Annotated in this window: 28 protein-coding genes; 15 read left to right on the forward strand and 13 right to left on the reverse strand. The window is 70.8% G+C overall.

Translation table 11 applies throughout. From position 1 onward, the window contains the following. Positions 1-15 precede the first annotated feature (15 nt). On the reverse strand, positions 16-1,800 hold the full coding sequence (locus D457_RS0119300) for a PhoX family protein (RefSeq protein WP_017582316.1): 1,785 nt from the start codon (positions 1,798-1,800) through the stop codon (positions 16-18). 182 nt (positions 1,801-1,982) lie between these two features. Between D457_RS0119300 and rpmG the strand changes: the two genes are divergently transcribed. From rpmG to D457_RS0119320, 4 genes are all read left to right on the forward strand, one after another. Next, positions 1,983-2,147 carry a 50S ribosomal protein L33 gene (gene rpmG, locus D457_RS0119305; protein WP_017582317.1) on the forward strand — a complete coding sequence of 55 codons (165 nt, stop codon included), beginning with the start codon at positions 1,983-1,985 and terminating at the stop codon, positions 2,145-2,147. A 66-nt stretch (positions 2,148-2,213) separates the two neighbouring features. Continuing rightward, complete coding sequence (locus D457_RS0119310; RefSeq protein WP_017582318.1) at positions 2,214-2,459, forward strand: type B 50S ribosomal protein L31; 246 nt, start codon at positions 2,214-2,216, stop codon at positions 2,457-2,459. A 150-nt stretch (positions 2,460-2,609) separates the two neighbouring features. Then, a complete protein-coding gene (gene rpmF, locus D457_RS0119315) occupies positions 2,610-2,780 on the forward strand; it encodes a 50S ribosomal protein L32 (RefSeq protein WP_017582319.1) in 171 nt (56 codons plus the stop codon). A gap of 196 nt (positions 2,781-2,976) precedes the next feature. Further along, positions 2,977-5,427: a lysylphosphatidylglycerol synthase transmembrane domain-containing protein gene (locus tag D457_RS0119320; RefSeq protein WP_026116806.1), complete on the forward strand. Its 2,451-nt coding sequence runs from the start codon at positions 2,977-2,979 to the stop codon at positions 5,425-5,427. A gap of 11 nt (positions 5,428-5,438) precedes the next feature. Here D457_RS0119320 and D457_RS34930 read toward each other — a convergent pair whose 3' ends face one another. Beyond that, the gene (locus D457_RS34930) at positions 5,439-5,609 is read right to left on the reverse strand and encodes a WD40 repeat domain-containing protein (protein ID WP_160167409.1); all 171 of its coding nucleotides are present in this window, start codon (positions 5,607-5,609) and stop codon (positions 5,439-5,441) included. Positions 5,610-6,014: 405 nt separating this feature from the next. After that, positions 6,015-6,950: a serine/threonine-protein kinase gene (locus tag D457_RS32945; protein WP_017582322.1), complete on the reverse strand. Its 936-nt coding sequence runs from the start codon at positions 6,948-6,950 to the stop codon at positions 6,015-6,017. A gap of 176 nt (positions 6,951-7,126) precedes the next feature. Here D457_RS32945 and D457_RS0119335 point away from each other — a divergent pair, with 176 nt between their 5' ends. Both D457_RS0119335 and D457_RS0119340 read left to right on the forward strand, forming a co-directional pair. Continuing rightward, the gene (locus D457_RS0119335) at positions 7,127-7,882 is read left to right on the forward strand and encodes a MerR family transcriptional regulator (RefSeq protein WP_026116807.1); all 756 of its coding nucleotides are present in this window, start codon (positions 7,127-7,129) and stop codon (positions 7,880-7,882) included. Continuing rightward, positions 7,879-8,238: a hypothetical protein gene (locus tag D457_RS0119340; RefSeq protein ID WP_017582324.1), complete on the forward strand. Its 360-nt coding sequence runs from the start codon at positions 7,879-7,881 to the stop codon at positions 8,236-8,238. Before D457_RS0119335 ends, D457_RS0119340 begins: the two co-directional genes overlap by 4 nt. Before the next feature lie 169 nt (positions 8,239-8,407). On the opposite strand, the gene D457_RS0119345 is transcribed toward D457_RS0119340, so the two are convergent. Further along, the gene (locus tag D457_RS0119345; protein ID WP_017582325.1) at positions 8,408-10,204 is read right to left on the reverse strand and encodes an acyl-CoA dehydrogenase; all 1,797 of its coding nucleotides are present in this window, start codon (positions 10,202-10,204) and stop codon (positions 8,408-8,410) included. 135 nt (positions 10,205-10,339) lie between these two features. Here D457_RS0119345 and aroQ point away from each other — a divergent pair, with 135 nt between their 5' ends. Continuing rightward, complete coding sequence (gene aroQ, locus D457_RS0119350; RefSeq protein WP_017582326.1) at positions 10,340-10,795, forward strand: type II 3-dehydroquinate dehydratase; 456 nt, start codon at positions 10,340-10,342, stop codon at positions 10,793-10,795. 75 nt (positions 10,796-10,870) lie between these two features. Here the strand turns inward: aroQ and D457_RS0119355 are convergent, their stop codons facing one another. From D457_RS0119355 to D457_RS0119365, 3 genes are all read right to left on the reverse strand, one after another. Beyond that, positions 10,871-11,185, reverse strand: coding sequence for a hypothetical protein (locus D457_RS0119355; protein WP_017582327.1), 315 nt, complete (start codon positions 11,183-11,185; stop codon positions 10,871-10,873). A 134-nt stretch (positions 11,186-11,319) separates the two neighbouring features. Next, complete coding sequence (locus D457_RS0119360; RefSeq protein WP_017582328.1) at positions 11,320-11,955, reverse strand: histidine phosphatase family protein; 636 nt, start codon at positions 11,953-11,955, stop codon at positions 11,320-11,322. 30 nt (positions 11,956-11,985) lie between these two features. Beyond that, positions 11,986-12,228 (reverse strand): hypothetical protein, encoded by a 243-nt coding sequence (locus tag D457_RS0119365; protein WP_017582329.1) that lies wholly within the window; start codon positions 12,226-12,228, stop codon positions 11,986-11,988. 225 nt (positions 12,229-12,453) lie between these two features. Between D457_RS0119365 and D457_RS0119370 the strand changes: the two genes are divergently transcribed. After that, positions 12,454-13,677 (forward strand): FUSC family protein, encoded by a 1,224-nt coding sequence (locus tag D457_RS0119370; protein ID WP_026116808.1) that lies wholly within the window; start codon positions 12,454-12,456, stop codon positions 13,675-13,677. Positions 13,678-13,709: 32 nt separating this feature from the next. Here the strand turns inward: D457_RS0119370 and D457_RS0119375 are convergent, their stop codons facing one another. Next, positions 13,710-14,063, reverse strand: coding sequence for an SCO4225 family membrane protein (locus D457_RS0119375; protein WP_152514289.1), 354 nt, complete (start codon positions 14,061-14,063; stop codon positions 13,710-13,712). 98 nt (positions 14,064-14,161) lie between these two features. Then, a complete protein-coding gene (locus D457_RS0119380) occupies positions 14,162-16,447 on the reverse strand; it encodes an FdhF/YdeP family oxidoreductase (RefSeq protein WP_193374520.1) in 2,286 nt (761 codons plus the stop codon). Positions 16,448-16,610: 163 nt separating this feature from the next. On the opposite strand from D457_RS0119380, the gene D457_RS0119385 reads away from it, so the two are divergent. The 3 genes from D457_RS0119385 (at position 16,611) to D457_RS36240 (ending at position 19,344) form a co-directional block, all read left to right on the forward strand. Further along, positions 16,611-17,549 carry a LysR family transcriptional regulator gene (locus tag D457_RS0119385; protein WP_017582333.1) on the forward strand — a complete coding sequence of 313 codons (939 nt, stop codon included), beginning with the start codon at positions 16,611-16,613 and terminating at the stop codon, positions 17,547-17,549. 245 nt (positions 17,550-17,794) lie between these two features. Continuing rightward, on the forward strand, positions 17,795-19,159 hold the full coding sequence (locus D457_RS0119390) for an L-lactate MFS transporter (protein ID WP_017582334.1): 1,365 nt from the start codon (positions 17,795-17,797) through the stop codon (positions 19,157-19,159). A gap of 32 nt (positions 19,160-19,191) precedes the next feature. Then, on the forward strand, positions 19,192-19,344 hold the full coding sequence (locus D457_RS36240; RefSeq protein ID WP_160167410.1) for an MFS transporter small subunit: 153 nt from the start codon (positions 19,192-19,194) through the stop codon (positions 19,342-19,344). An 82-nt stretch (positions 19,345-19,426) separates the two neighbouring features. On the opposite strand, the gene D457_RS0119400 is transcribed toward D457_RS36240, so the two are convergent. Then, positions 19,427-20,017 carry a hypothetical protein gene (locus tag D457_RS0119400; protein ID WP_017582336.1) on the reverse strand — a complete coding sequence of 197 codons (591 nt, stop codon included), beginning with the start codon at positions 20,015-20,017 and terminating at the stop codon, positions 19,427-19,429. Between the two features lie 177 nt (positions 20,018-20,194). Between D457_RS0119400 and D457_RS0119405 the strand changes: the two genes are divergently transcribed. The 4 genes from D457_RS0119405 (at position 20,195) to D457_RS0119420 (ending at position 24,150) form a co-directional block, all read left to right on the forward strand. Continuing rightward, on the forward strand, positions 20,195-20,668 hold the full coding sequence (locus D457_RS0119405) for a hypothetical protein (protein WP_017582337.1): 474 nt from the start codon (positions 20,195-20,197) through the stop codon (positions 20,666-20,668). Between the two features lie 78 nt (positions 20,669-20,746). Further along, positions 20,747-21,136 (forward strand): hypothetical protein, encoded by a 390-nt coding sequence (locus tag D457_RS0119410; RefSeq protein WP_026116809.1) that lies wholly within the window; start codon positions 20,747-20,749, stop codon positions 21,134-21,136. A 98-nt stretch (positions 21,137-21,234) separates the two neighbouring features. Continuing rightward, complete coding sequence (locus tag D457_RS32955; protein ID WP_017582338.1) at positions 21,235-22,665, forward strand: MFS transporter; 1,431 nt, start codon at positions 21,235-21,237, stop codon at positions 22,663-22,665. A gap of 93 nt (positions 22,666-22,758) precedes the next feature. Continuing rightward, entirely contained in the window at positions 22,759-24,150 is a 1,392-nt protein-coding gene (locus D457_RS0119420) for an outer membrane protein assembly factor BamB family protein (RefSeq protein WP_160167411.1), read from the forward strand. Positions 24,151-24,224: 74 nt separating this feature from the next. Here the strand turns inward: D457_RS0119420 and D457_RS0119425 are convergent, their stop codons facing one another. The 3 genes from D457_RS0119425 to D457_RS36670 all read right to left on the reverse strand — a co-directional run bounded on the left by D457_RS0119425 (position 24,225) and on the right by D457_RS36670 (position 26,514). Further along, on the reverse strand, positions 24,225-24,707 hold the full coding sequence (locus D457_RS0119425; RefSeq protein WP_017582340.1) for a YbaK/EbsC family protein: 483 nt from the start codon (positions 24,705-24,707) through the stop codon (positions 24,225-24,227). A gap of 74 nt (positions 24,708-24,781) precedes the next feature. After that, positions 24,782-26,206, reverse strand: a complete 1,425-nt coding sequence (gene rox / locus D457_RS0119430; protein ID WP_017582341.1) for a rifampin monooxygenase — start codon at positions 26,204-26,206, stop codon at positions 24,782-24,784. Between the two features lie 128 nt (positions 26,207-26,334). After that, positions 26,335-26,514, reverse strand: a complete 180-nt coding sequence (locus tag D457_RS36670; protein WP_193374518.1) for a hypothetical protein — start codon at positions 26,512-26,514, stop codon at positions 26,335-26,337. Positions 26,515-26,549 lie beyond the last annotated feature (35 nt).

A 26,549-nucleotide genomic window follows, 5' to 3' on the forward strand; every position in this document is an offset into this window, starting at 1 on the left:
GCCTCGTACCAGCCCTCAGGTCCCGATGATCCCGCCGTCGTCCTTGCGCACCACCACGACCGCGGACCGGGGCCGTCCGGCGGGGTCGAACCCCGGCCAGTTGCTCAGCGCGCGCGGGTCGTCCACCGTGGGGCCGCCCAGCCGGGCCGAGGTCGAACCCGGCCCCTGCACGGTGACGAACAGGCTGCGCTGGTCCGGGCTGGCCGTCGTCCCCGCGATCCCGCAGCCGTGCGGTCCGGTCAGGAAACGGCGCACCTCGCCGCTGGCAGGGTCGGCGCACAGCAGCGCGCTGTTGCCGACCTGCTCACGCGCCCCCTCGGCCGCATCGCCGAGCCGGGCCACATCCGTGCGGATCCACAGGCGGCCGTCGTCCCCGCAGTGCACCCCGCCCGGAGCCGCGAAGACCGCCCCCTGACCGTCGCCCGAAGGTGCCCCGGCCCGGGCGAACTCGCTCCAGGAGAAGAGGGTCGCACCGTGGTCGCCGGCGCCCTCGGTCCATGACAGCACGCGCCCGGATCCGCTTGCGGAGGCCTCGGGGCAGTACACCGTTCCGGTCTCCGGGTGCACGGCCGGGCTGCCGGGCTCCCGGAGCTCGGTGGCTCCCACCGCGTCGGCGGCCTCGCGTGCCCGCAGCAGCACGTCGGCCTGGTCGGTGAAACCGTCGCCGCGGGTCAGCCCGGACCGGCCGTGCACCAGGGGCAGCCAGGTGCCCAGGCCGTTGGAGCCCAACCGGGCCGCGTAGAGGGTGCCCGCGTCCAGCGGCCCCGGGCCCCGGCCCCGCGAATCGCGCCAGAGTCGTTCGCCCACGAACTTGTAGATGTGGGTCCGGTCGCTCATGTAGACCACCGCGCGGCCGCGGGACTCGGTGACGGCCGCGCCGCTGTGCGCCAGCCGTCCCATCGCCGTGCGCTTGACGGGCCGGGAAGAAGGATCCAGGGGGTCGATCTCCACGGTCCAGCCGAACCGGTGCGCCTCGTTGGGTTCGCGGGCCAGGTCGAAGCGGCTCTGGTGGGTGTGCCAGCCGTAGGACGAACCGTCCGCGGTGAGCCCGTAGCGGCGCTGGGCGGCGGTGGCGTTCCATCTCCGGTCGTCGGTGCCGAAGACGTCGGTGAGGGTGTCCTCCCCGGTCAGATAGGTGCCCCAGGGGGTGGTGGCGTGCGCGGAACCGCCGATGACCCCCGCTGGATCGGTGCCGGTCTCCAGGCTCCGGTGCCCGGCCAGGGGGCCGGCGACGGTGGTGGGCGAGGTGGCGGTGAGGCGCCGGTTGAGTTCGTCGTCGATCACCCGCCAGCGCCCGTCGGTCAGTTCGATGCGGGCCACGGTCACCCCGAGGGAAGCCATCTCCTTGTCGGTGCGGGCGCCGTTGGCCGAGCGTCCGCCGTCGGCGTGCAGCAGCACCGGGTCGATCCAGGAGTGGTTGACCACGATGAGCCCGCGCCGCCCGCCGTCGTGGCCGGGGTGCAGCGGAACGTAGTGCAGCCCGCTGTGTCCGGTGCCGACCTGGCGCGCGGCGGTGTCGGCCCCGTCGGTGGCGTCGGCCCGCCAGCGAGGGGTGTCACGGTGCAGCGGCGCGCCCCAGGGGAGCAGGACCCGGGCGGTGTAGCCGGGCGGGACGGTGATCGAGTCGGCCTGGGCCGCCGGGACCCCGGTGAAGCCGGGCGCGGAACCGGTGTCGGGGACGGCTGCGGCGGCTGGGGCCGGGCGGGAGGCGTCGCCGAACAGGGCCGCGGCGGTCAGGGCGCCGATCCCCGCTCCGCCGCGCAGGATCTGTCGTCGGCTGGGACTGTGCTCGGACACCATGGCTCTCCTCCGACCCGGGGTGCGCACCGCACCGGTCTCAACTATTTGTCACGAGGTAATCACAGAAAGTAGCTTTTCCTGCGCATTGGGGCGTGTGGCGGCACCTGGGGTCGCGTGGTTCTACTGGGAATGAAAACGGTTATCATTTGGTTGGCAGGTCTGACATCCCAGAGGAGGCGCTCATGGCACGCAACGACGTTCGGCCCATCATCAAGCTCAAGTCCACGGAGGGGACCGGGACCACCTACGTGACCCGGAAGAACCGACGCAACACTCCCGACCGCCTGGTCTTGCGCAAGTACGACCCCAAACTCCGCCGCCACGTCGAGTTCCGCGAGGAGCGCTGACCCGCATTCCGCGAGGAGCACGCCCCGCAGCCGACGCCCGACGGCCCGAACCCTACGGAGACCCGTATGCAGAAAGACATCCACCCCGAGTACAAGCACGTCGTCTTCCGCGACAAGGCGGCCGACTTCGCCTTCCTCACCCGGTCCACCCGCACCAGCGAGAAGACCATGGAGTGGGAGGACGGGCGCACCTACCCCGTCGTCGACGTGGACATCTCCAGCGCCAGTCACCCCTTCTACACCGGCACCGCCCGCGTCGTGGACACCGCAGGTCGGGTGGAGCGCTTCCAGCGCCGCTACCAGCGCAAGTAACCAGGATCCGCACAGGGTCCGGTGAACGGCGAGCCGACGGGCGGTGGGCACACGGCCCACCGCCCTCTCCTCTGCTCCGCACCGCCCGGGCCCCCAAACACGCCTCCGCGACACGAGTCCCGGAACCCGAACCGAAAGGCAACAGGTCACATGGCCGTACCCAAGCGCAAGATGTCGCGGTCCAACACCCGCACGCGCCGATCCCAGTGGAAGGCCACCACCCCCGATCTGGTCACCGTCCACATCCGTGGGCGTGAGTACCGCGTCCCCCGAAACCTCGTCCGCGCCTACCAGCGCGGCCTGATCCCCCTGCCCGAGTAGCCCCACCCGGGGGACCCGTAGGCAACGCCTGCCCCACAGGCAGCGACGGACCCGACCACGGCGTCGCCGGACCCGAACCGGCGGCGCCGTCCGCTTGCCCGGGCAGACAGCGGTCGGTCCGATGCAGCGCAACGGGCCGGGCGAAACACCCCCACCCCTGGCGCCCGAATCCCCATGAGTCGGGCAGGCTTGTCCCGTGACAACAACCCCAACCGACACACCGCCCCCCGCCCCGGGCCGAACCGCGGCACGGGCCCCGCGCAGCCCCGTCGACCTGTTGGCGGGGATCGCCGGGCTGTTCCTGGTCTTCGTGGTCCTGATCCTCGTCGGCGACGCGATCGCCGACGGTGCGCCGACCGACGACGCCACCCAGCTCCGCGCGGTGATCCCGTCCTGGCTGCTCTTCACCGTCGCCGTGAGCGCCAACCTCACGCTCATCGTCCTGATGGTCTTCGTCGTCCTGCGCACGCTGTTCGTCAGGGAGATGCGTGATCTGCTGCGCGCGATCGTCGCGGCGGTGTCGGCCTACGCCATGACGTCCTACGTCAACGCCCAGCTGGAGAACGCCACCTACAGCGCCGATCCGCTCCCCGGGCTCCCCGAGGGCGTCCTGACCGCCGCCACCCTCGGTTACGTCGCGGCCGGGATCGCGTTCACCCGCACCATGCCCACCGGGCAGCCGCGGGTACGCTCCCTGCTGTGGGGGACCAACACCGTGGTCGCGGTCACCGCGGTCATGGCCGGTGTCACCAGCATCCTCGCCGTCCTCTTCACCATCCTCGTCGGTCTGACCTGTGCCGCCTTGACCCGTTACGCCATCAGCACCAGCGTCCCGCCGCCCGCCACCGGCCGCATGCACGCCGAACTCCACCGCTTCGGCCTGACCGCGGACCGCATCACCCTGGTAGGGACCAACCAGGAAGGCGACCCCCTCTATCTGGCCGACCTCGCCGACGGCCGCCAGGTCGAGCTGTCCGTGCTTAACTCCGAGAACTCCAGAGCGTTTTGGCAGCGCCTGCTCGACCTGCTCCTGCTCCGCGGCCCGGTCGCCCCCCGCATGCTCTACGGCGCGCGCAGACGCGCCGAGCACGCCGCCCTGATGAGCTCCGTCGCCCGCGACGCCGGGGTCGATGTCCCCCGCGTCCTGGCTCTGGGCGAACTCACCCCCGGCACCGTTCTCCTGGTCCGCGAACGCTCCGAGGTCAGGGGCCTGGCCACCCTGGACCCGGCGGAGATCACCGACACCCTGATCGACGGCCTCTGGCACCAGCTCGGCCTGCTGCACCGCAGACGCGTGGCCCACGGCGACCTCAACAGCAGCACGGTCGGCGTGCTCGTCCGCGCCCGCGCACACGCCCGGACCTCCGCCAACGGCACCGGCGCCCCGGAGACCGATGCCTCCGCCCCCGGGACCGCCGCCCTGACCGGGGTGGACCGGGGCGCGGTCGCCGCACCCCAACTCAGGACTCTGCTGGACACGGCCGCGATGATCACCCTGCTGGCGCTGCGGGTGGGCCCCGACCGCGCGGTGGCCTCGGCCGTGCGGGCGCTCGGGGTGCCCGCCACCGCCGCCGTCCTGCCCCTGCTCCAGCCCCCGGGCCTGCCGCACGGTCTGCGCTCCGAGCTCAGCCGCTCCGACCGCAAGCTCCTGGGCGAGCTGAGACGGCAGATCGCGGCGGTCGCCCCCGAGGCCCCCGCCGAACCCGCGCGCCTGGAACGGATGCGCCCGCGCACCATCGTCAGCGTCGTGGTCGCCACCCTGGTCGGCCTGGTACTCGTCTACCAGCTCTCCGGGGTGGAGCTGTCCGCCGTCCGCCACGCCGATCCCGGCTGGGCGATGGCCGCCCTGGTCATGGCCACCACCTGCATGTTCGCCGCCGCCATGGTGCTGATCGGCTTCGTCCCGGCACCCCTGTCCTGGTGGCGGACCCTCCTGGTGCAGTACGCGGCGTCGTTCGTGCGCATTGCAGCCCCGGCCGGACTGGGGTCGATCGCGATCAACAGCAGGTTCGTGATCAAGTCGGGGGTGCCCACCTCCCTGGCCCTGTCTGCGGTCGGCCTCACCCAGCTGGTCGGTTTCCTGATCCACGTGCCGCTGCTCCTGGTGTGCGCTTACCTGACCGGCACCTCCTACTGGACCGGCTTCACCCCCTCGCCCACCGTGGCCGTCATCGTCATCGCCGGGACCGTCTGTGTCGCCGCCGTCCTCCTGCACCCGAAAATGCGCCGTGCCGTCACCTCACGGCTGCGCCCCTACCTCAGCGGGGTCCTGCCCCGGCTGCTGGACATGCTCCAGCGCCCGGTCAGCCTCCTGCTCGGGGTGGGCGGCACCCTTCTGCTGACCGTGGCGTTCGTGCTGTGCCTGCATTTCTCGGTCCTGGCGTTCGCCGGGCCCGGGCTCCACGTGAGCCTGGTCGCGGTCGCCGTGGTCTTCCTGGCGGGCAACGCGATCGGTTCGGCCGCGCCCACCCCGGGCGGGCTCGGGGCGGTCGAGGCGGCCCTGATCGGCGGGCTCACCGCGGTGGCCGGCATCCCCGCCGCCGTGGCCCTGCCCGCGGTGCTGCTCTTCCGGTTGCTGACCTTCTGGTTCCCGGTCCTGCCCGGTTGGGCGGCCTTCAGCTACCTGCAACGCCGCGAGGCGATCTGACCGGCCCCGGGTCAGCCCCTGGCGCGCCAGGCACGGACCGTGCCGTCGTCAGAACAGGTGTAGAGGGTGGCGCCGTCGGGGGAGAAACCCACACCCCGGGTGAAGGCGCTGTGGTCGGTGAGCTGTCGCAGCTCCTCGCGTCTGGCGACGTCCCACACGCGCACCAGCTGATCATCTCCCACGTGGCCAGAAGGGAACCGTCCGGGCTGACCGCCAGGGGCCACAGGTCGGCGCCGTCGGCGCTTCCCAGCACCTCACCGGGGATACCGGCCCGCGCGTTTGCCCAGAGGGTCTGCGCTGCGCTGTCGGAGGAGGGGACGGGAGACGGCGCGGGTGACGGGGCCCGGCGCCGACCTGACCGTCCGAACCTCCCCAGCGCTCTCGAACCAGGGCCCAAGCCACACGGACATCCCGGCCACGAGTGCGATGATCGCCCCGGCCAGCGCCAGGAACGCACCCCGCCAGGGGCCGGGCGGAGCGGGTTCCCGCGTGCGCTCGAACGGCAGCCGGCCTGGCAGCGGGCCGGACCGGGACGTGGGGGTGTCGTTCCGTTCCCCCGGAGCGCCGGGCTGTGGTGTCCGGTCGTCCTAGGGAGGATTCGGGTGCCACGAGGGCCGCGTGGGCCCTTCGGACCGCAGTCGGTCCGGCGGGGCCGACGCCCCGGGCGGCAGCAGCCGGGGCGGCCAGGTACGGAGGAGGTCCTCGTGCACGCAGCGTTCGATGATCAGCCGAGGCGAGGGGCGCAGCTCGGGGTCGTGGTTCCAGCAGCTGGCGATGAGGGAGCGCAGGTCCGGTGGTAAGGAGGCCAGGATCCCGACCGGCGGTGGGCTGACCAGCCGCAGCAGGACCCGGGGTCCGGATGTGGTGTCGAAGGGATTGACTCCGGTGGCGGCGTACGCCAGGAGGGTGCCCAGCGCGAACATGTCCGAAGCGGTGGACAGTGGGGCCCCCTCGGCCTGCTCGGGCGACATGTAGGGCAGCGTGCCGAACAGGTGGCCGGTGGCGGTCATGGAACTGCCCTCGGTGGGACGGGCCACCCCGAAGTCGATGATGCGGGGCCCGTCCTCGGCCAGGATGACGTTGCCCGGTTTGAGGTCGCGGTGGATCAGCCCGCTGCCGTGGATGGCCTGGAGCCCTTCGGCGAGACCCGCGGCCAGAGCGCGCAGAGAGGGCGGGTCGAGCGGCCCCTCCTGAAGGGCCTCCCTGAGCGAGCGGCCCCGGATGTAGGCGTAGGCGATCCAGGGGGAGTCGGCTTCGGGGTCGCTGTCCACGACCTCGGCGGTGTAGAAGCCGCCAACCCGGGAAGCCAGCTCGGCCTCGCGGGCGAACCGCCCGCGGTAGTCCGTGCCGCCCTCGGCCAGCCTGGACTCCTCCAGGAGGGAGGGCAGCACCACCTTGACGACTACCTCTATCCCCGAGGGCGTACGGGCGAGGTATACCCGCCCCATGCCACCGGTGCCGAGGCGGTGGGTCAGCCGGTAGGGGCCGATGTGTGTCGGGTCCTGGGGGATGAGTTTCCGCACGACTGCCTCGTGTTCTGTTGTGGGGGCGCCCTTCCTTCCGCGCCGGAGGTACCTCTCACCCTTCCCTTTCACAGCGGTTCGGCACACCGAACTCTCCCCGACTTGCGCTTGACGTAGCGTCAACGCCTAGCGTCGTTTCCGGGCCGGAGAACACCGGCCCGACGAGGGGAGAAGCCATGTCGTGGCCGATGGGCGAGGTCTGCCGCATGAGCGGGGTGACCTCCCGGACCCTGCGCCACTACCACCACGTGGGCCTGTTGCTCCCGGAGAGCACCGGGCCGGGCGGGCTGCGCCACTACGGCCGGCGCGAGCTGCGCAGACTCCAACGGATCCTGGTCATGCGCGAGCTCGGCCTGGGCCTGGCGGACATCCGCCGGGTCCTGGACTCCGAGCACGACGAGGTGACGGCGCTGCGCCAGCACCTGCACGACCTCGAGGCCGAACGCGACCGGCTCAGCCTCCTCGTCGAGACCGTACGTCGCACCGTCGACGCATTGGAGGAGAACGACGTGTCCAGTAATCCGGAGGAGCTCTTCGCGGGCTTCGACACCGACCACTACACCGAGCGTGCACGCACCGATTGGCCCGAGCAGTGGGACCAGGCCAAAGCCGCAGGGGAGCGGATCACCCCGGAGGAGGCCGACCGGATGCGGGCCGAGGCGGCCGAGCAGATGACCCGGATGGCCAGGCACCTCAGGGCGGGCAGCCCGCCCGACTCCCCGGACGTCCAGGCCGAGATCGATATCCACTACCAGCAGGTCAGCCTCATGTGGGCCCCTGACGCGGACTCCTTCGCCCACCTGGGCAGGGTCTACGCCGAGGACGGCCCCTGGCGCGAGGTCTACGAGCGGGTGGCCCCGGGGCTGGCCGACTACCAGAGCGAGGCCATGCGGGTCTACGCCGAGCTCCGCCTGTCGGGGGAGGACGGATGATCCCCGAGCACTGGATCCCTCACCACCGAGAGGAGGACGGAGAGGTCCTGGGCTACCTGAGACCCGAGCCCGGCGGCCACGTCCCGGTCACCCCGTTCGGCCACCCCGTCACCGGCCCGCTCCCCGAAGCCGAGGCCCGCGTCGCCCTGGACAACCTGGGCCTGTCCTACCTGGCCGGGCCCTGGCTCCTGACCCTCCCGAACCGAGAGAAACCGATCACCGTGCGGATCGTGGAGGTCACCCCGGAACGCATGCGGGTGGCCAACGCCGACTACGGATACGAGGCAGCCAACATCGGCCACGTGTTCGTCCTCGACGTCCCCGAACCCGGCCGCCTGCGCGCGGCAGGGCCCTGACCAGGCACCGGGCGAACGCTACGGACCGGCTGGCGTGGCTGAGGGTGGTGCGCTCTTCCCCGTCGGCGGCGGGCGGACCCGGGCCCTGAGAAGGGCTGGGTCCGCCCACCACCGCGGAGCTTGCGTTCGGTGCCTGCTGGTTGCTGGAGGGGGCCGGACTCCGGAGAGGTCAGAGGACGTCGGGGGACACGTCCAGAACGGTGCGGTCGCGGGAGGTGACCAGGTCGAACTGAGGGCCGGTGCGGGGCAGCTCCTGGCGGAAGAAGTACGCGGCGGCGGCACGCTTGCCCTCGTAGAAACCGCCCTCCTTGCCGTGCGCGGCGACCAGCTGCTCCAGCCACAGCCAGGCCACCACCACGTGCCCCACCGCCTCCAGGTACGGGGTCGCGTTGGCCAGGGCCACCGCCGGGTCGCCCTCGGACCAGGTGGCGGCGGCGGTCTCGGCGGTGCGGCTCAGGGCAGCGTCGAGCAGGTCGGCGTACTCCGCCTCGCGGCCGCCCAGCTTCCGAGCCCGTTCCGCGGTCGCGCGAGCCGTGTCTACCAGGAGCGACAGCCGGGCGCCGCCGTCCGTGACGGCCTTGCGGCCCAGCAGGTCCAGGGCCTGGATGCCGTGGGTGCCCTCGTGGATGGCGTTGAGCCGGTTGTCCCGGTAGTGCTGCTCCACGTCGTACTCGCGGGTGTAGCCGTATCCGCCGTGCACCTGGATGGCGAGGCTGTTGGCCTCCAGGCACCACTGGGAGGGCCAGCTCTTCACGATCGGGGTGAGCACGTCCAGCAGCAGTTGTGCGTTCTTCGCTGTCTCGGGGTCTTCGGTGCTGGCCTTCTCGTCCACGAGGCGGGCGCAGTACAGGACCAGGGCGAGGGCGCCCTCCACGTAGCTCTTCTGCGCGAGCAGCATGCGGCGCACGTCCGTGTGCTCGATGATGGGGATCTGCGGCTCCTCCGGGTTCTTCGCGCCTAGCGGGCGGCCCTGGAGGCGCTCGCGGGCGTACTGGAGCGACTTCAGATAACCGGTGTAGCCGACCGCCATCGCGCCCGCGCCCACCCCGATCCGGGCCCCGTCCATCATGTGGAACATGTACTTCAGGCCCTGGTGGGGCTCGCCCACCAGGTAGCCGACCGCTCCAGGTGCTCCCTCCGGGGTGTACCGGCCCTCGCCGAAGTTGAGCAGCGCGTTGACGGTGCCCCGGTAGCCCATCTTGTGGTTGAGCCCGGCGGGGACGACGTCGTTGCGCTCGCCGAGTGAGCCGTCCTCGTTGACGAGGTACTTCGGCACGATGAACAGCGAGATGCCCTTGACCCCGGGCGGGCCGCCGGGGATCTTGGCCAGGACCAGGTGGACGATGTTCTCGGTCAGCTCGTGGTCGCCGCCCGAGATCCACATCTTGTTGCCGAAGACCCGGTAGGTGCCGTCGTCTGCGGCCTCGGCGCGGGTGGTGATGTCGGCCAGGGAACTGCCCGCCTGCGGCTCGGACAGGCACATCGTGCCGGTGAAGCGCCCCTCCACCATGGGCCGCACGAACGTGTCGACCTGCTCGGGGGAGCCGTGCGCGACCAGCAGGGATGCGTTGCCGGAGGTGAGGGAGGGGTAGGCAGAGCTGCCCAGGTTGGCGGCCTGGAAGTAGGCATTGCAGGCACTGGAGACCACGCGGGGGATCTGGTCGCCGCCCACGGAGGCGTCCATGGCGATGGAGGCCAGGCCCGTCTCGGCGTAGACCTCCAGGGCCTTCTTCACCTCGGGGATGACGTGGACGCGCTCGCCGTCGAAGTGGGGTTCGTTGGCGTCGTTGGCCTTGTTGTGCGGGGCGAAATGGTCAGTGGCCACGCGTTCGGCCAGCTCCAGGGCGCCGTCGAAGGTCTCCCTGGAGTGGTCGGCGTACCGGGGGCGCCGGGTGAGGGCCTCGGTGTCGAGCCACTCGTAGAGCAGGAACTGCAGGTCGCGCGCGGACAGCAGGGTGGACGCCACGGGTTGCCTCCCAAAGTAATGAACCGACTGGTCGGTATGCTACCTGGCCGAGGCAAGCCCCGGGTGAGGCGGGGCCACCCGGCCCCGCGGGTCTAACCTGGTCCCACCAGCCCGAAACGACGCCAGGAAACGCGCATGCCCGAGAAGACGCCCACCGTCCTGCTGCTCAACGGCCCCAACCTCAACCTGTTGGGCACCCGCGACCCCGAGCAGTACGGAACCACCACCCTGGCCGAGGTCGAAGAGCGGGTGACCGCGCTCGGCAAGGAGCTGGGGGTGGAGGTCGTGTGCGCACAGACCAACAGCGAGGGCGGCATGGTGGATCACATCCACACCGCCCGCCACTACGCCGGGGTCGTGATGAACCCCGGCGCCTACGCCCACTACAGCATCGCCCTGCGCGACGCCGTCGACGCGATCGAGGCGCCCGTGGTGGAGGTGCACATCTCCAACGTCTACGCCCGCGAGGAGTTCCGGCACACCTCCGTCACCGCTCCGGTCGCCGCCGGGTACGTGGCCGGCTGCGGGGTCCTCGGCTATGAACTGGGGCTGCGTGCCGCCCTGGCCCGCGCCGCCGAACGCTCTTCCTGAAACACCGTGCTCCGCCTGGCGGGGGCGCCGAGCCGGGGCGGGCGAACGCGGCGGCGAACGGCTGACCCGGCGGGCTCAGCTCCACAGTTCCTCCTGGCCGGGAACCTGTTCGCGGCCGCTGCCCGAACGTCGGGAGCGGCAGCGCAGACAGGTGACCGGGCTGGTGGAGGGGCGCAGCCGCATCGGGTCCGGGGCGGCCGCGCAGACCACCGCCGGGATCTCCACACCCACCCACAGTCGGGTGGTGAGTTCGTGAACGATATCGCCGTCGCCGATCCGGGCCGCCTTCGCGTCGGCCAACTCGGCGCGCCGACGGCGCAACGTGGCGGCCAGGTGCTCGATGTCAGGAGCGGTTCCGGTCGCGGGGGCGGGGGAGGAGTGCTCGGTCATGTCTTCCAGAATGCCCTGCCTGCCCTGGAGCCGCACACGGGCACGCGGCGGTGTCCGGCCCCGGTCCCGGTCCCGCATCCAGGCGGAAACCGGGACCGACTGGTCGGTATGTCATGGGCGCAGAAAAGTTCCGCTCAGCGGTAGGTCATCAGCTCCGGGCCGCCGTGCTCCAGGTGGGCGTGGTCGTTGAACGACAACAGCTGAGTGCCGCCGCGCCCGTGCACCAGCTTGCTCACCGATCCGTTCACCACCACCCTGTTCATCGCGATGAACCCGGAGGTCGGGGTGCCCAGCAGCGTCGAGCAGGCCGCCCCGATCACCCCCGCCGAGGTGAACACCAGGGCGGTCTGTCCCTTGCCGAGTGAGGTCGCGACCGCACCCAGCGCCGACCGCACCCCCGTGCGGAACGACGTCCACGAACCCTCGGCGGTGTCGTCCGTGCCGGTCCAGGAGGTGAGGGAGGCGTCCAGTCGTTCCTGGAGCGAACCCGTCTCGACCGGGTAGCGGCCCAGCAGATGAAGGTGGTCGTACTCGTTCCACCGTTCGTCCACGGCGGGCTCGACGTCGATCCCGGCCTCGGCCAGCGCGGTGACCGCGGTCTGGCGCTGGCGGCGCAGCGACCCCGAGACCACGGGGCCCACGTTCAGCTCACGCCGTTTGAGTTCGGCGCCCAGCAGGCGCGCCTGTTCGTATCCGGTGGGGCTCAGCTCGTCGTAGTCCGCCGCCTCGGGGGAGGCCTTACCGTGGCGGATCAGGTAGATCGTAGGCATGCCGACACAGTACGGGTGCCCCTGGGGGTCTCACCCCACCGGGGCCGTTTCCCTTCGGTCGGTCCCGGGCCTGCGCCTGCCCGCTGTGCGCTGCGGGCCGTCGGCCAGTCGCTCGCCCCGCCGGGTGCGCCCGCACGGCTTGGTGTAGGAGATCACGGCGACGCCCAGGACCACGCTCGGGACCACTGGGTAGACCAGGGCCAGGACCACCGCGGACGCCTGGACGTCCGCCGCGGGCGCGCCCGCGGTGAGGAGTTCCTCAACGGGGTCCAAGAGGCCTGGGACCGCGCCGAACAGGATGTGGGGGGCAAGGGAACGCGAGGTGGTGTCCAGGCTGTCCCCAGCATCGGTGACACCGAGTCCGCCACGGGCTGACCCGGCCCCGCACAGCGCGAAACACCGGGCCCGGTAACCACACTTCTCCCCTTCCAGCCGGTATCAATGGAACCGGCGGCCCCCATTCCCCCGAAGGAGTGCCCCTTCGTCGGCGAGGAGAACATGGGAGAGCTGCCCCCGCAGGGCCACACCCCGCGGTACCGGATCCGTGCCCTGGCGGGGCAGATGCGCACGCGTGTGTCCTCCCAGGCGTCCCTGATCGTGCTCGCCGTCATCGCCGCCGCACTGGCCTGGACCATCGCGGGCGGCCTCATCCACGACCACACCCCCTTCTTCGCGCCGATCGCCGCCGTCATCGCGCTCAACGCCTCGGGCGGGGAGCGCGGGGCCAATGCGGTCCGGATGCTCACGGGCGTGTTCATCGGCATTCTCGCGGGTGAGCTCGCGCTGCTGCTCACCGACCGCAACGTCGTGGCCATGGCGCTGGCCACCGCGGTCGCCATGACGGTGGCCGCGGCGATCAACTCCGAACGGATCGTGATCGGCCAGGCGGCCGGAAGCGCCATCCTCACCACGATCTTCGTGGGGGCGGCCAGCCCCGGCATCGACCGGCTGGTGGACGCGCTCATCGGGGCGGGGGTGGCCCTCGTCTTCAGCCAGCTCTTCTTCCCCGCCCGACTCGTGGCCATGCTGCGCCGGATCGAGGAGGACGCGCTGAACGAGATGGCTGACATGCTCGCCCTGGTCGGTCGGTCCCTCGAGGAGGAGGGGGACACCTCCAGCGAACAGGTGGTCAACCGGCTCGGTGACCTGAGCAGGCCCATGGCCGCACTCAGCAGGGCCCGGGAGAGCAGCAAGTCCACGATCCGGCTCTCCACCATCCGTTGGGGCGACCCGCAGCCGGTTCTGGACGAGGACGAGGTCATCGAACGACTCATCCTGCTCGGCGAGAGCTGCCTCTTCCTGTCCCGGACCACCACGTCCATGGGCGTGGAGGAACGCCGGGAGCTGGCGCCGATCGTGACGGGCATGGCGGACGTACTCGCCACCCTCGCCGACGACCTCAGCAGCCGCCAGGCCCGCGAACAGGCGGTGGAGCAGGCCCTGATGGCCGCACGCACCTACGGGGGCGGTGCTCCGGACGACGACCCGGTCACCCACGCCACACACCTGGCGGTGGAGATGGTCGCCACCGACATCATGGTGTTCGCCGGAATCAGGTTCGACGAGGTCGAGGACGTCATCCAAGGTGAGGTGGCGGACCCCACGGTCCCCCACCCACCGGGGGAGCCGTGGCTGCCGTGGCTGCGCTGGCGTCCGGGCCGACGCCTGGACCGGGATCGTTTCGGCCGCTTCGCCAAGCGCCGCCGCGCCGACCCCCGCTGACCGAACCGACTCCGATCAGCGGGGCAACCGGCTCAACCGTCGTTCGCAGCGCCCTTCACCCGCCGCCCGCGCAGGGCGCGTACCGCACGCCCGGCCAGGCCCACCATGAGCGCGTTGCCGAGAGCGGCAAGCACGAAGAACACGAAGAACACGGGCAGCTGCGCCTCAGGAAGCATCCCGTCCAACGCCATGTCCAGCAGCGAGAAAGCCAGGACCGCGAGCGCTCCGCACGGCAGGAGCAGCACCGCCAGCGCCAGTTCCGGTATACCCGAGTCGAACCCCGGGCCCAGGTACACGAAGGCCGCTCCGGCCAGCAGGAGGGCGGCGGTCGCCAGGTAGACACGCGAAGGCGCGTTGTCCACCGAAGCTGAGAGGAAATGTCGCACGGTGCTCCCTTGTTCGGTTGTGCCCCCACCATGGCGTATCCGCGCCGCGGGCCCCTGAGTACGGATACTCAGGGGCCCGCGAACGGAACGGACGGAGCCTAGACCCGCTGGGTTGACGGCTCGAAGCGCACCACCACCGACTTGGAGGTGGGGGTGTTGCTCACGTCAGCCGTGGAGTCCAGCGGCACCAGCACGTTGGTCTCCGGGTAGTACGCCGCCGCGCTGCCCCGCGCCGTCGGGTAGTGCACCACCCGGAAGTGCGGCGCCCGCCGCTCCCGGCCGTCGGACCACTCGCCCACCAGGTCGGTGTAGGTGCCGTCTGCCAACCCCAGCTCCTGGGCGTCCTCGGGGTTGACCAGCACCACCCGCCGACCGTGGTGGATACCCCGGTAACGGTCGTCGAGCCCGTAGATCGTGGTGTTGTACTGGTCGTGCGAGCGCAGCGTCTGCAACAGCAGCCGGCCCTCGGGAACCTCGGGGGCGTAGGTGCCGTTGACGGTGAAGTTGGCCAGGCCGGTCGCGGTCGGGAACTTCCGGTCGTCGCGCGGGGCGTGCGGGAGCGCGAAACCCCCGGGCCGCCGCGCCTTGGCGTTGAAGTCCTCGAACCCCGGCACGACCGCGGCGACGTGATCACGGATTCGGTCGTAGTCGGCCATCGCGTCCCAGTCCACCGGGGAGTCCCCGAACAGCCTGCGCCCCAGTTCACGGACGATGTCCACCTCCGCGTACATGCCCTCGGACAGCGGCGGCAGCACCCCGTGCGAGGCGTGCACCAGCCCCATGGAGTCCTCCACCGTCACCCACCGCGCCTGCCCGCCGACCACGTCGCGGTCGGACCGGGCCAGCGCGGGCAGGATGAGGGCGCGCGCACCGGTCACCACGTGCGAACGGTTCAGCTTGGTGGACACGTGCACCGTCAGCCCCACCCGGCGCATCGCCTCCTCGGTCACCTCGGTGTCCGGGCTGGCCGTCACGAAGTTACCGCCCATCGCGAAGAACACGCCCACCTCACCGCGCCCCATCGCCCGGATCGCGTTGACCGTGTCGTGCCCGTGCTCGCGCGGCGACTCGATCCCGAACTCCGCGTCCAGCGCATCCAGGAAGAAGTCGGCGGGCCGCTCGAAGATGCCCATCGTGCGGTCGCCCTGCACGTTGGAGTGGCCGCGCACCGGGCACACGCCCGCGCCCGGCCGGCCCACGTTGCCGCGCAGCAGCAGGAAGTTGACCACCTCGCGGATCGTGGGCACCGAGTGCTTGTGCTGGGTCAGCCCCATCGCCCAGCACACCACGATCCGCTCCGAGGCCACCGTCATCGCGGCGATCTCCTCGATCAGCTCGCGGGCCAGCCCGGTGTCGCGCTCGGTCCGGGCCCAGAACTCGTCCTCGGGCTCGGCCAGCAGCGCCTCGGCGAAGTCCTCGAACCCGTGCGTGAACTCGTCGACGAACGCGTGGTCCAGGACCTGCTCACCGCGCCGGTCGGCCGCCAACAGCAGCCGGTTGACCGCCGAGAACAGCGCCAGGTCGCCGCCCACCCTGATCTGCGCGAACAGGTCGGTCAGCTCTGTGCCCCTCCCGACCAGGCCGCGGGCGTACTGGGGATTGCGGAAGGCCTTCATACCCGCCTCGGGCAGCGGGTTGACCGTGATGATCCTGGTCCCGCGCCGCTTGGCCTTCTCCAGCGCCGAGAGCATCCGCGGGTGGTTGGTGCCCGGGTTCTGCCCGGCCACGATGATGAGGTCGGCCTCGTACACGTCCTCCAGGGACACGCTGCCCTTGCCCACACCGAGCGTCTCCACGAGCGCCGACCCGGACGACTCGTGGCACATGTTGGAGCAGTCGGGCAGGTTGTTGGTGCCGAGCTGGCGGGCGAACAGCTGGTAGGCGAAAGCCGCCTCGTTGCTGGTGCGCCCCGAGGTGTAGAACACCGCGTTGTCGGGCGAGTCCAACCCGCGCAGCTCGTCGGCGACCAGGTCCAGGGCGCGGTCCCAGGAGATCGGCTCGTAGTGCGTGGCGTCCTCGGCCAGATACATCGGCTCGGTCAGGCGGCCCTGCTGGCCCAGCCAGTACCCGGAGCGCTCGAACAACTCGGCGACCGGGTGCCGGGCGAAGAAGTCCGCGCCCGCGGTCCGGCGGGTGGCCTCCTCGGCGACCGCCTTCGCGCCGTTCTCGCAGAACTCCGCCTTGTGGCGCTTGTCCGGCTCCGGCCAGGCACATCCGGGACAGTCGAAACCGCCCTTCTGGTTGAGGGCGAGCATCGCGGGCAGCCCGCGCCGCACCCCGGCCTGGTCGTTGACGTGGCGCACGCTGTTGATCACGGCCGGGATCCCCGCCGCGCTCTTCTTGGGGGGCCCGACCTCCGGCGCGTCCTGTGCTGGATCGGGCATGTCCGAGTCGTGGTGTGTCACAGTTCGAATTCTCTCACCGAGTCGGCCTCTGTCCAGAGGTCCCGAATGTTTGCGGCCCAGATTTTTGCGGCTGAATGGACCGAACGATATCAAGGACTTGAACGTTGTTGTTGCCGGGATCGGGCGCATGTATTCTTGCGCGATGTTGCTGAGCCAGCTGAAGTACCTGACCGCGCTGGCCGAGGAACGGCATTTCGCCCGTGCGGCCCAGGCGTGCCACGTGTCCCAGCCCGCGTTGTCCGCCGCCATCCGCAAGCTCGAGGCGGAGTTTCGCGTCCCCATCGTCCGGCGGAGCAACCGGTTCATCGGGTTCACCCACGAGGGGGAGCGGATCGTCGCCTGGGCGCAGCGGGTCCTGGCCGAGCACGACACCCTGGTGGACAACGTCCGGAGCCTGCGCGAAGGGCTCAGCGGTCGTCTGCGCATCGGGGCCATACCCACCACCCTGAGCTCGATCGCGCTCATCACCAGCACCTTCAGCGAACGCCACCCGATGGTCACCCTGTCGGTCGCCTCCATGACCTCCGACGAGATCCGGCGGAGCCTGGCCGACTACCAGATCGACGTCGGGCTGACCTACGTGGACAACGAACCTCTGGAACACGTGCGCAAGCACCCCGTCTACCGGGAGCGCTACGCCCTGCTCACCGCCGAACACGGCCTGCTCGACGGGCACGAGACCATCACCTGGGCCGAGGCGGCCGAGGTGCCGCTGTGCCTGCTGTCCTCGGATATGCAGAACCGCCGCATCATCGACCAGGCCTTTCGCCGGGCGGGGGTGGAGGCCGTGCCCAAGGTCGAGACCAGCTCGGTGAGCGCACTGTGTTCGTACGTCAAGGAGAACCGGTGGTCGGCGGTGATGCCGCACGCCTGGCTGGCCCTGCACTCCGTACCCGAGGGCATGCGCGCGATCCCGCTGGTGGAACCCGAGGTCAGCAAACAGATCGGTCTGGTCGTCGCGGACCGGGAGCCCGAACCGATCCTGGCCCGCGCCCTCCTGGACACCCTGTCCGACACCGATCCGCAGGCCCGGATCGACCGCTACCACCCCACCGGACTCGCCCCCGAGGCCACTCTCTGACGCCCGCCGGGAGCGCTCTCGGGACATCCGGCGGGTGCCTTCTGGCGTGTCCGGGACAGTCTCCGGGGTAGCTTCCGCACATCTGTGCGCTCCTCGATAAACAACGCTTATCGCTTGACAATAAACGTGTATTTGATTCCTGTCACAAAAGGTGTGACGATGGCGCGTGCTTGTTGCTGCTGATGCGGAAAGCAGGGCAAGTGGATAAGCATTCCGGGCCGGAAAATCAATCGTGAGGATGGTCAGTGCTGTCGTTTCTCGATCGTGACAAGAGTGTCGCTCCGCCCGGTTACAGCCGCTGGTTCATTCCGCCCGCAGCACTCGCGGTCCACCTGTCCATCGGCCAGGTGTACGCCTTCAGCGTCTTCAAGGCCCCGCTGGTCGAGCGCTTCGACACCACGCTGACCGCCATCGGCGTGGTGTTCAGCATCTCCATCGTGATGCTGGGCCTGTCCGCGGCCTTCGGCGGCAAGTGGGTGGAGCGCAACGGGCCGCGCAAGGCCATGTTCGTCTCCGGCCTGTTCTGGGGCACCGGCTTCCTGGTCGGAGCCCTGGGCGTGGCCACCGGCCAGCTCTGGCTGCTCTACCTGGGCTACGGCTTCCTCGGCGGTATCGGCCTCGGCATCGGCTACATCTCCCCGGTGTCCACCCTGATCAAGTGGTTCCCCGACCGGCCCGGCATGGCCACCGGCATGGCGATCATGGGCTTCGGCGGCGGCGCGCTCATCGCCTCACCCCTGTCCGCCGCGCTCCTGGAACGCTTCGGTGACACCCCCGCCGACGCCATCGTCCCGGCCTTCCTCGTCCTCGGCGCCGTCTACCTCACCGCCATGATGCTCGGCGCGATGACGGTCAAGGTCCCGCCGCCCGGCTGGCGGCCGGACGACTGGGAGCCCCCGGCGGACAGCGCGGGCACCCCCGCCGCGGAGCCCGCCTCCGACGGCGTGAGCGTCGAGAAGGCCTTCCGCACCCGCCAGTTCTGGCTCCTGTGGATCGTGCTCTTCTGCAACGTCACCGCGGGCATCGGCATCCTCGAACAGGCCGCGCCGATGGTCCAGGACTTCTTCGGCAGCGTCGGCCCGGCCGAGGCCGCGGGCTACGTCGGCTTCCTGTCCCTGTGCAACATGGTCGGGCGCTTCGTGTGGTCCTCCACCTCGGACGCCCTCGGCCGCAAGCGCACCTACATCGGCTACCTGGGCATCGGCGGCCTGCTCTACCTGCTGATCGCCGTGTCCGGGACCAACTCGGTGGTGTTCTTCGTGGCGGTCACCGGCGTCATCCTGTCCTTCTACGGCGGCGGCTTCGCGACCATCCCCGCGTATCTGAAGGACCTGTTCGGCTCCTTCAACGTCGGTGCCATCCACGGCCGCCTGCTCACCGCCTGGTCGTGCGCGGGGATCGCCGGACCGCTGATCGTCAACGTGATCGCGGACCAGCAGCTCGCGGCGGGCCGCTCCGGGGCCGACCTCTACACCTTCTCGCTGTACCTGATGGTGGGCGTGATGGCGGTCGGGTTCCTGGCCAACGCGCTGGTGCGGCCCCTACCGAAGGCCGAGCCGAATCCGGAGGCGGAACCCGCGACCACCGATCCGTCCCGTCAGCGCGTGTGACCCCGCCCGCCGAACCCGCCGAAGGAGCCCCGATGGAGTCGGTGAAGGAGAAACCGATGGAGCAGAGCACACGTGACCGGGCGTCGAAGGCCGCCGCGATCTTCCTGTGGGCGGTCGTGATCGCGGCCCTGGGATACGGGGTGACGCGGACCGCGATCCAGGCGGCCGCCCTGTTCACCGGATAGCCCCGTTGGCCGGGTAGACCACTTCACCGGTCAGACGCCACGGGCCCGCCTTCCCCGACTCGGGAAGGCGGGCCCGCCGGTGTCAGTCGGCCGTGCCCGCGAAGGTCACCGGCGGGTAGAGCGGAACGAAGTCCTGGTCGTGGAACTCGACCGTGTACCGGATCTGGGTGTCGGCCTCGTCCGCCCAGCAGTCCTCGTCCCAGGAACCGGACTGGCCGGGATCCAGGCTGTCGGGTGGGTTCACGCTGTCGCCCAGCACCGGGGAACCGGACTCGCGCAGGGGGTCGCCGACCGAACAGGACCTGGTCACCAGGCCGGTCGGTACGGTCTCGTCGCCCTCGTTGCTGACCTCCACCGTCCAGGAGAAGTAGGGCAGGTCGCCCTCCTGCCCGCTGACCGGGTCTATTCCGCTCTGCTCGACCCCGCGTTCGAAACCGCTCAGATTGATGGTGAGGCCGTCACCGAAGTCGTGGGTCTCGTCCAGACTGACGACGACCGCCTCGAACCCGGTCTCGGGCCGGTCCTCGACGTCGTCGGGGTGCGGCCGCTGGGCGGCCGTGGCGGGCTCGGGTGAGTCCGTGGCGGCCCGCTGGGCCCACCAGCCGGCACCGAACCCGACGATCAGGGCGATCACCGTGCTGACCGCGGTCGCGATCCAACCGGTTCTGGTCATGTGGTGGTGTCCTTCCCGGGGCGGGCGCGCGGGCCCGAGCTTCGCAGCGACCGTACCGCACACCGCCCCGCACGGGCCGGGTACGACGCAGGCGGGGGAGTGGGTGACGCCCCTCGACGTAGGCGGTCGAGACCCGGGGCTGACGTGCTCCGGTCCCGGCGTTCCTAGCGTGGGGGCATGAACTCAGCAGACCGTTCCCCGCCGTCCCGTCAGCCCGGCGAGCGCTCAGGGCTGGGGCTGCCGTTCCTCGCCGTCGTCGCCCTCGCGCTGATCGCGGCGCCCCGGGTGGCCCTGCACGACCTCGGGATCATTCAGGAGGGCACCTTCGTCAACGCGCTGTTCGTGTTCGTGCCACCGCTGCTGTGGATCGCCGTGGTGCTGTGGCGCCGGGTGCCCCAACCATTCCTGACCCTCCTGGTGGTGGGCGCGGTGTACGGGGTCTTCCTCATGCTCGGACACCAGATCCTGTGGAACACCGCCTGGGCTGGTGCGCCGCCGGGTCTCGGGGGCAACCTCAGCGGACTCCCGCCGGTGGCCCAGGAGGTGATCGTGCGCGGCTTCGCGGCGATGAGCAGTCTGGTCACCGGTACTCTCGTCGGAGCCGTCTGCGGCCTCGCCGCCTGGGCGACCGGCAAGCTCTTGCGCCGCTGAGAGCTGAGCGGTTACATAGCCGGACAACCGGCCGACCCCCGGCGGCGTCCTTACCTCTGTTGACAGAGGAGAGCACAGATGCGTGTTTCCGGTTTTGCCGTAGCGGTCCTGACCCTGGTCTCGTCCCTGATCCTGAGCGCCTGTGCCGCCCAGACCCCGGTCGAGGAGGACACACCCGAACGGGAGTTCTTCGTCGAACCCGAGGAACGGGACTCGCCCGAACCCCGTGACCCCGCACCTCCGGCCAGCGCCACCGCCACGGGTTCGAGCATCCACCAGGCGCCCCAAGAGTCCCAGGCCCCCGAGGCACCGAGCCTTCAGCCGGACCCCGCGCCTCCGCCCGGGGACACGATTCCGATCCCCGACGACCCGTTCTACCGGCCCGAGGGCATGGACCCCTGCGATACCGCCCACGGGTTCGTCGACAACGACGCCTGCCTGGCCCAGAACGGCTACCCGCTCGACTGACCGTGAACCAGGGGGCGGGTGCTGCCGCTCTACTCTTCCCGCACTAGCCTTGGCCCGTCCCCGCGGACCCCGACACTCTCCTCCCGTGTTGGAGCTCAATGAAAACCGCTGCATCCCCCTCACCAGGCTGGACCCTGGCGGTCCTGGTCATCGCCGCCGCCCTCATGGCTGTCGACCTGACCATCGTCTCCGTCGCTCTGCCGCAAATCGGTGCCGACCTGCCCGGGGCCACGCTCGTCGGCCTCCAGTGGGTCGTGGTCGGCTACACCCTCGCCTTCGGCACCCTCGTCCTGCCCGCCGCCTCGCTCGGCGATCGGATCGGCGCGCGCACGATGTTCCTGTGCGGCGTGGTCGTGTTCACGGTCGCCTCCCTGCTGTGCGGCCTGGCCTGGGACCTGACCTCGCTGGTGGCGTTCCGGCTGGTCAAGGGCGCTGCCGCGGCGGTGGTGTCCGCGAACGTGATGCCCCTGCTCAGCCGCGCCTACGACAAGGACCGGCGGCCGATGGCGATCGCGGTGTGGACGGCCTCCCTCATGGCCGCCGCCACGCTCGCCCCGGTCCTGGGCGGATTCCTGGTCGAAACGGCCGGGTGGCGTTCCATGTTCCTGATCAACCTGCCGATCGGGATCGTCGCGCTGCTGGTGGGACTGCGCGTGCTGAGCCCGGACGCGCGGCGCGCCCGGGGAGCGGGGTTCGACTGGACCGGCGCGGTACTGGTCGCCCTGGTGCTGCTTCTGGTCAACCTCGGGCTGACCGCCGCGCAGGACGGTGGGTCCTGGTGGGTCGCGGTGTGGACCGGGGCGGCCGCCGTGTTCGCCCTCGGGTACGCGCTGCACCAGCGCCGGGTGGACCTGCCCGTGCTCGATCTGGCCCTGTTCCGGATCCGGTCTTTCCTGGGGGTGACCGTACTGGCCCTTCTGACCAGGGTGGGCCTGATCGGCGGCACCGTGTACTTCGTCCTCAACCTCCAGGACGGGCACGGACTCAACCCGTTGGAGACCGGTCTGCTGATCCTCCCGGTGGGCGTGGGCACCGTCGTCGGTGCCCTGGCCGCGGGCAAGGCCCAGGCCCGGTTCTCCGCAGGGTCGGTGATGACCTTCGGTTTCGTGTTCCTCACCGCGGGCGGAGCGGTGTTCGCCTGGCAGGCGTGGAACGTGCACGACCCGCTCTGGTACCTGCCGACGATGGCCCTGTGGGGGCTGGCCAACGGGGTGGTCAACGCGCCGCTGATGGCGGTGGCCACCGCGGTGGTGCCCGCCGAACGGGTGGGCATGGCCACGGGCGTGGTCAACAGCAGTTTTCCGCTCGGCGCGGCTCTGGGAACCCTCGGGCTGGGCGCCGCGTTCACCGCCTCCCTCTCCACCGGCGGCGAGCCGGGAGCGGCGCCCGCACTGACCGCGTTGGGCCAGGCCACCGGCACGGTCTACGCGGTGGTGGCGGCCGCGTGCCTGCTCGGGGTGTTCGTCGCCGCGTTCCTGGTCCGTACCCCGAACCACGCCTCCCCGGAATCCACCTCCGTACCCCGGTGACCATTCGTGGTTGCGAAGTGACGAGACGTCCCTAGAATCTCACTCGGCACATCCGCACCCCCCCACGGAGCAATAAAAATGAAGATCGGGCGCATGCCCCGGGCACGGCGGGCGGCCTTGGCCGCACTGGCCGTCCTCACCCTGACGGCCACTTCCTGCGGCCTGGTGCGGGACCAACGGGAGAACCCCGATGAGGGACGCATCCCCGGGGCCGATCCCGACCTCGGTTTCGGGGAGTTCGAGGAGCATGTGCCCGCCCTGGAGTTCGATACGAACGGGGTGCACATCCAGCCCGCCGCCGGGGCCGGTACGGCCTCTGTCGCCGTTCACGGGCCGGTTTTCGTGCACGCGGGAGAGTACGCGTTCACCGCACACGACGTGGTGGACGACGACCGGCTCTGGAACGTGTCCACCGAGTACGGTTCGCCCGAAGCACGGTCCGTCGTGATCCTGGAGCACGGGGAGGCACTCATCGCCGTCGGCTCCTACCGGACGCTGTCCCCGGGGGAGGGAACCGCGCAGGACACCTATGTGCAGGAACTGCTGGCGGTCGACCTGCTGTCAGGTGACCTTCTCTGGCACGAGGTGACCGACGACGCCGACCACGGGTCGTATTCGGTGGGCCTGGACGGTGACGTGTTGATCCTGGGCGGCGGTGGGGTCTGGGCCGTCGACGTGCGGGACGGCGACCTCCTGTGGTCCCAGGAGGGGAAGAGCGCCCGGCTGGTCGACGACGGCGTCGTGGTGGCCAGCGCCGAGGACTCCGGTACGGATCTCTACGATGTCCACCGTCTGTACGGACTCGACGCGCAGACCGGGGAGCAGGTCTGGGAGACCTGGGCTGAGGGCGAACACCAGACCCGCTCTGAACAGGCCCGTAGCGAGTACTCCGCCTTCCTGGACACCGACCCCGACCCCGGGGAGATGGTCATGGTGCACGGATCCCTCAACGGCTACGACCTGCACCGGCTCGGATACGCCGGGCCCGGGCGTTTCTACGCCACTGCTTCCTACAGCCGTAACCCCTGGGATTTCGGTAGCGGCGGCGGCATGATCGGCCTGTTCGACACGGAGACGGGAATCGCCGACTACAGCGTCAATCACGACCCCTCCGTCGGCGGGGTCCACCCCGAACGCGCGCATTGGGGCGAAGCCTCCTGCTCCTTCGACCAGGAGGGGAGACTCGCCTGCTGGGTCGTGGAGAACTCCCTGGTCACGATCGTCGCGATCGACACCGAGGAGGGCGAGGCCCTCTGGGCGGACGAGTTCTCGCCCGGTTCCGAGCGCCGCTCCACCGAACCGGTCAGCGCATGGAAGGGGGCCCTCTACGCGAAGGTCGAGGGAGATCGGATCATCCTCGACCTCGAGGACGGCTCGGACCTGGTCATCGATCCGCCGGTCGCCCCCGACCTGACCAACGGCACGATCGCCGTCGAGTTCGAGCAGGACGACGATGCATTTCGCGTCTATCCGGTGACCGGTTGAGCGCCGACCGCGCAGACCACCCGTGGGGTTCGGGGCCGGTGGCCGTCCTGGGAGACGACCGCCGACGCCCGTGTTCAGTTGACCGCGATCTCGGTTCCGCCGGTGATTCGGAGCAGTTCGGCGTGGCCGGTGGGGAAGACGGTGTTCGGGGTTCCGCCCGCCGCCCACAGGGTGGGGTAGTCGGCCAAAGCGGGGTCCACCACGGTCTCCACCGGGACCGGGTGGCCGACGGGCGCGACTCCACCGATGGCCTGGCCGGTCGAGGCCCGGACCTCCTCCGGTGCGGCGCGCCGGATACGCGTCTTTCCCAGGCGCTCGGCCAGCAGGGTGACGTCCACCTTGTGCCGACCGCTGGTCATCACCAGCAGCGGCTTGTCATCGGCCACGAACACCAGGCTGTTGGCGATCGCGCCGACCTCACAGCCCAGCGCCCGGGCGGCCTCCGCCGCGGTGCGGGTGGAGGCGGGCAGCGCACGCACCCGCCCTCGCGCCCCGAGCGCTTCGAGGGCCCGCGCCACCTCGCGGCTGCGTTCGGGCAGGTCCTGGACCTCGTCCATCTCGATCCCTTCGTCGCTTTCCGGCCGCAGGTTATCGGAGCCGGGGCGGCCCCGTGCCGGGTTCGGTGCCGGCCTTACCCGGTGGTTCCGAACCACCTCGGCAGCGCCTCGGCCAGAGTCCGCTGGCTCTCCCCGGCCCACGCCACGTGGCCGTCCGGACGCATCAGTACGGCGGGTACGTCCAGCTCCTCGCTGGTGTCCACGACGTGGTCGACCCGGTCCGCCCAGCCCTGCACCGAGAGCCGCCCGGTCTGGTCCAGGAGCAGGCCGCGGCCCTGGTGCAGCATCCCGTAGAGGCGCCCCCGCTTCAGACCGATGTCGCGCATGCGGGCCCCGACCAGCTCGTGCCCCTCGCCGAGGTCGTAGCGGACGCCGAGCGCGGTGACCTTCTCGGTCAGGTACCGGTTCACCCCGTCGATGTCCAACAGCTCCGTGACGAGCCTGCGCACCGCCTGGGGGCCGGGTTCGGTGGACATCAGCTCCATCTGCGCACGGGTGTTGTCCAGCACGTCGGCGGCGACCGGGCGCCGTTCGGCCTCGTAGCTGTCCAGCAACCCCTCCGGCGCCCAGCCGTTGACCTCGGCGGCCAGTTTCCAGCCCAGGTTGAAGGCGTCCTGCACCCCGAGGTTGAGCCCCTGGCCGCCGGTCGGCGGGTGGACGTGCGCCGAGTCCCCGGCCAACAGCACCCGGCCGACCCGGTAGCGCTCGGCCAACCGGGTGGCATCGCCGAAGCGCGACAGCCAACGTGGCGAGTGCACCCCGAAGTCGGTACCGGCCACCTCGACCAGCTGTTTCCGGAAGTCGTCGAGGGTGGGCGCGACCGCGCGGTCCTCGGTCACCCCGTCGGCGGGCACGACCACACGGTGCACCCCGTCCCCCATGGGGCCTACCCCGAACCGCTTCTGGGTCCGGCGGACCTCGGCCACCACGGCGGCGACCGTCTCCGGCGGCGCGGTCACCTCCATCTCGCCCAACAGCGTCTCCGTCCGGGACGGTTCACCGGGGAACCCCACCCCGAGCAGCTTGCGCACCGTGCTGCGGCCGCCGTCGCAGCCGACCACGTAACGCGAACGCAGCCGCGTGCCGTCGGCCAGCTCGACGCTCACCCCGTGCTCGTCCTGCTCCAGCCCAACCAGTTCGGAGCCACGCCTGATCTGGGCGCCGAGCTCGGTGGCGCGCTCGGCCAGCAGGCGGTCGGTCACGGGCTGCGGGATACCGAGGACGTAACCGTGCGCGGTGTCCAGCCCCTCCGGGGGCGGCGCGGCGATACCCGCGAAGAAACCGCCGACCGGGTACTTCTGGCCCAGCTCGAGGAACCGCTCCAACAGGCCGCGCTGGTCCATCACCTCGATACTGCGCGCGTGCAGGCCCAGCGCGCGCACGACCCTGGTCGGCTCCGCGTCCCGCTCCAGTACGAGCACCCGAACCCCGTGCAGCCGCAGCTCACCGGCGAGCATCAACCCGCTGGGCCCGCTGCCGACGACGATCACGTCCACCATGCGCCTCCCCGTTCGACGGGCCCGCTCCTCGGACCCGATGTGCCCCGCTCACCTGGAGTTTCGGGCCACGGGGAACGATTGTGAGGCATGACCCGGGTCTTGCCGCAAGCCCCGGGGTGCGCTATAGATTAAGAGTGGAGGGGAGCATTTTTCGGCCCCTCTTTCGCTGTTTCTGCTGGCTCTGCCTGCTCCTCCTGACCTGTTGGATCGCGCTCCAGGCCGACCGCGTGCAGGATCTGGCGAGCGTGCTCCTCGGCTGAGAACTGGGTGCCCAGGATCTCCTCCACACCGCCCGGCAGCAGGTCCATGTACGACCACCACCGTGTTGTTGGGCGGGGTGCCT

The sequence above is a fragment of the Nocardiopsis valliformis DSM 45023 genome (genome assembly GCF_000340985.1).
GTDB lineage: Bacteria > Actinomycetota > Actinomycetes > Streptosporangiales > Streptosporangiaceae > Nocardiopsis > Nocardiopsis exhalans.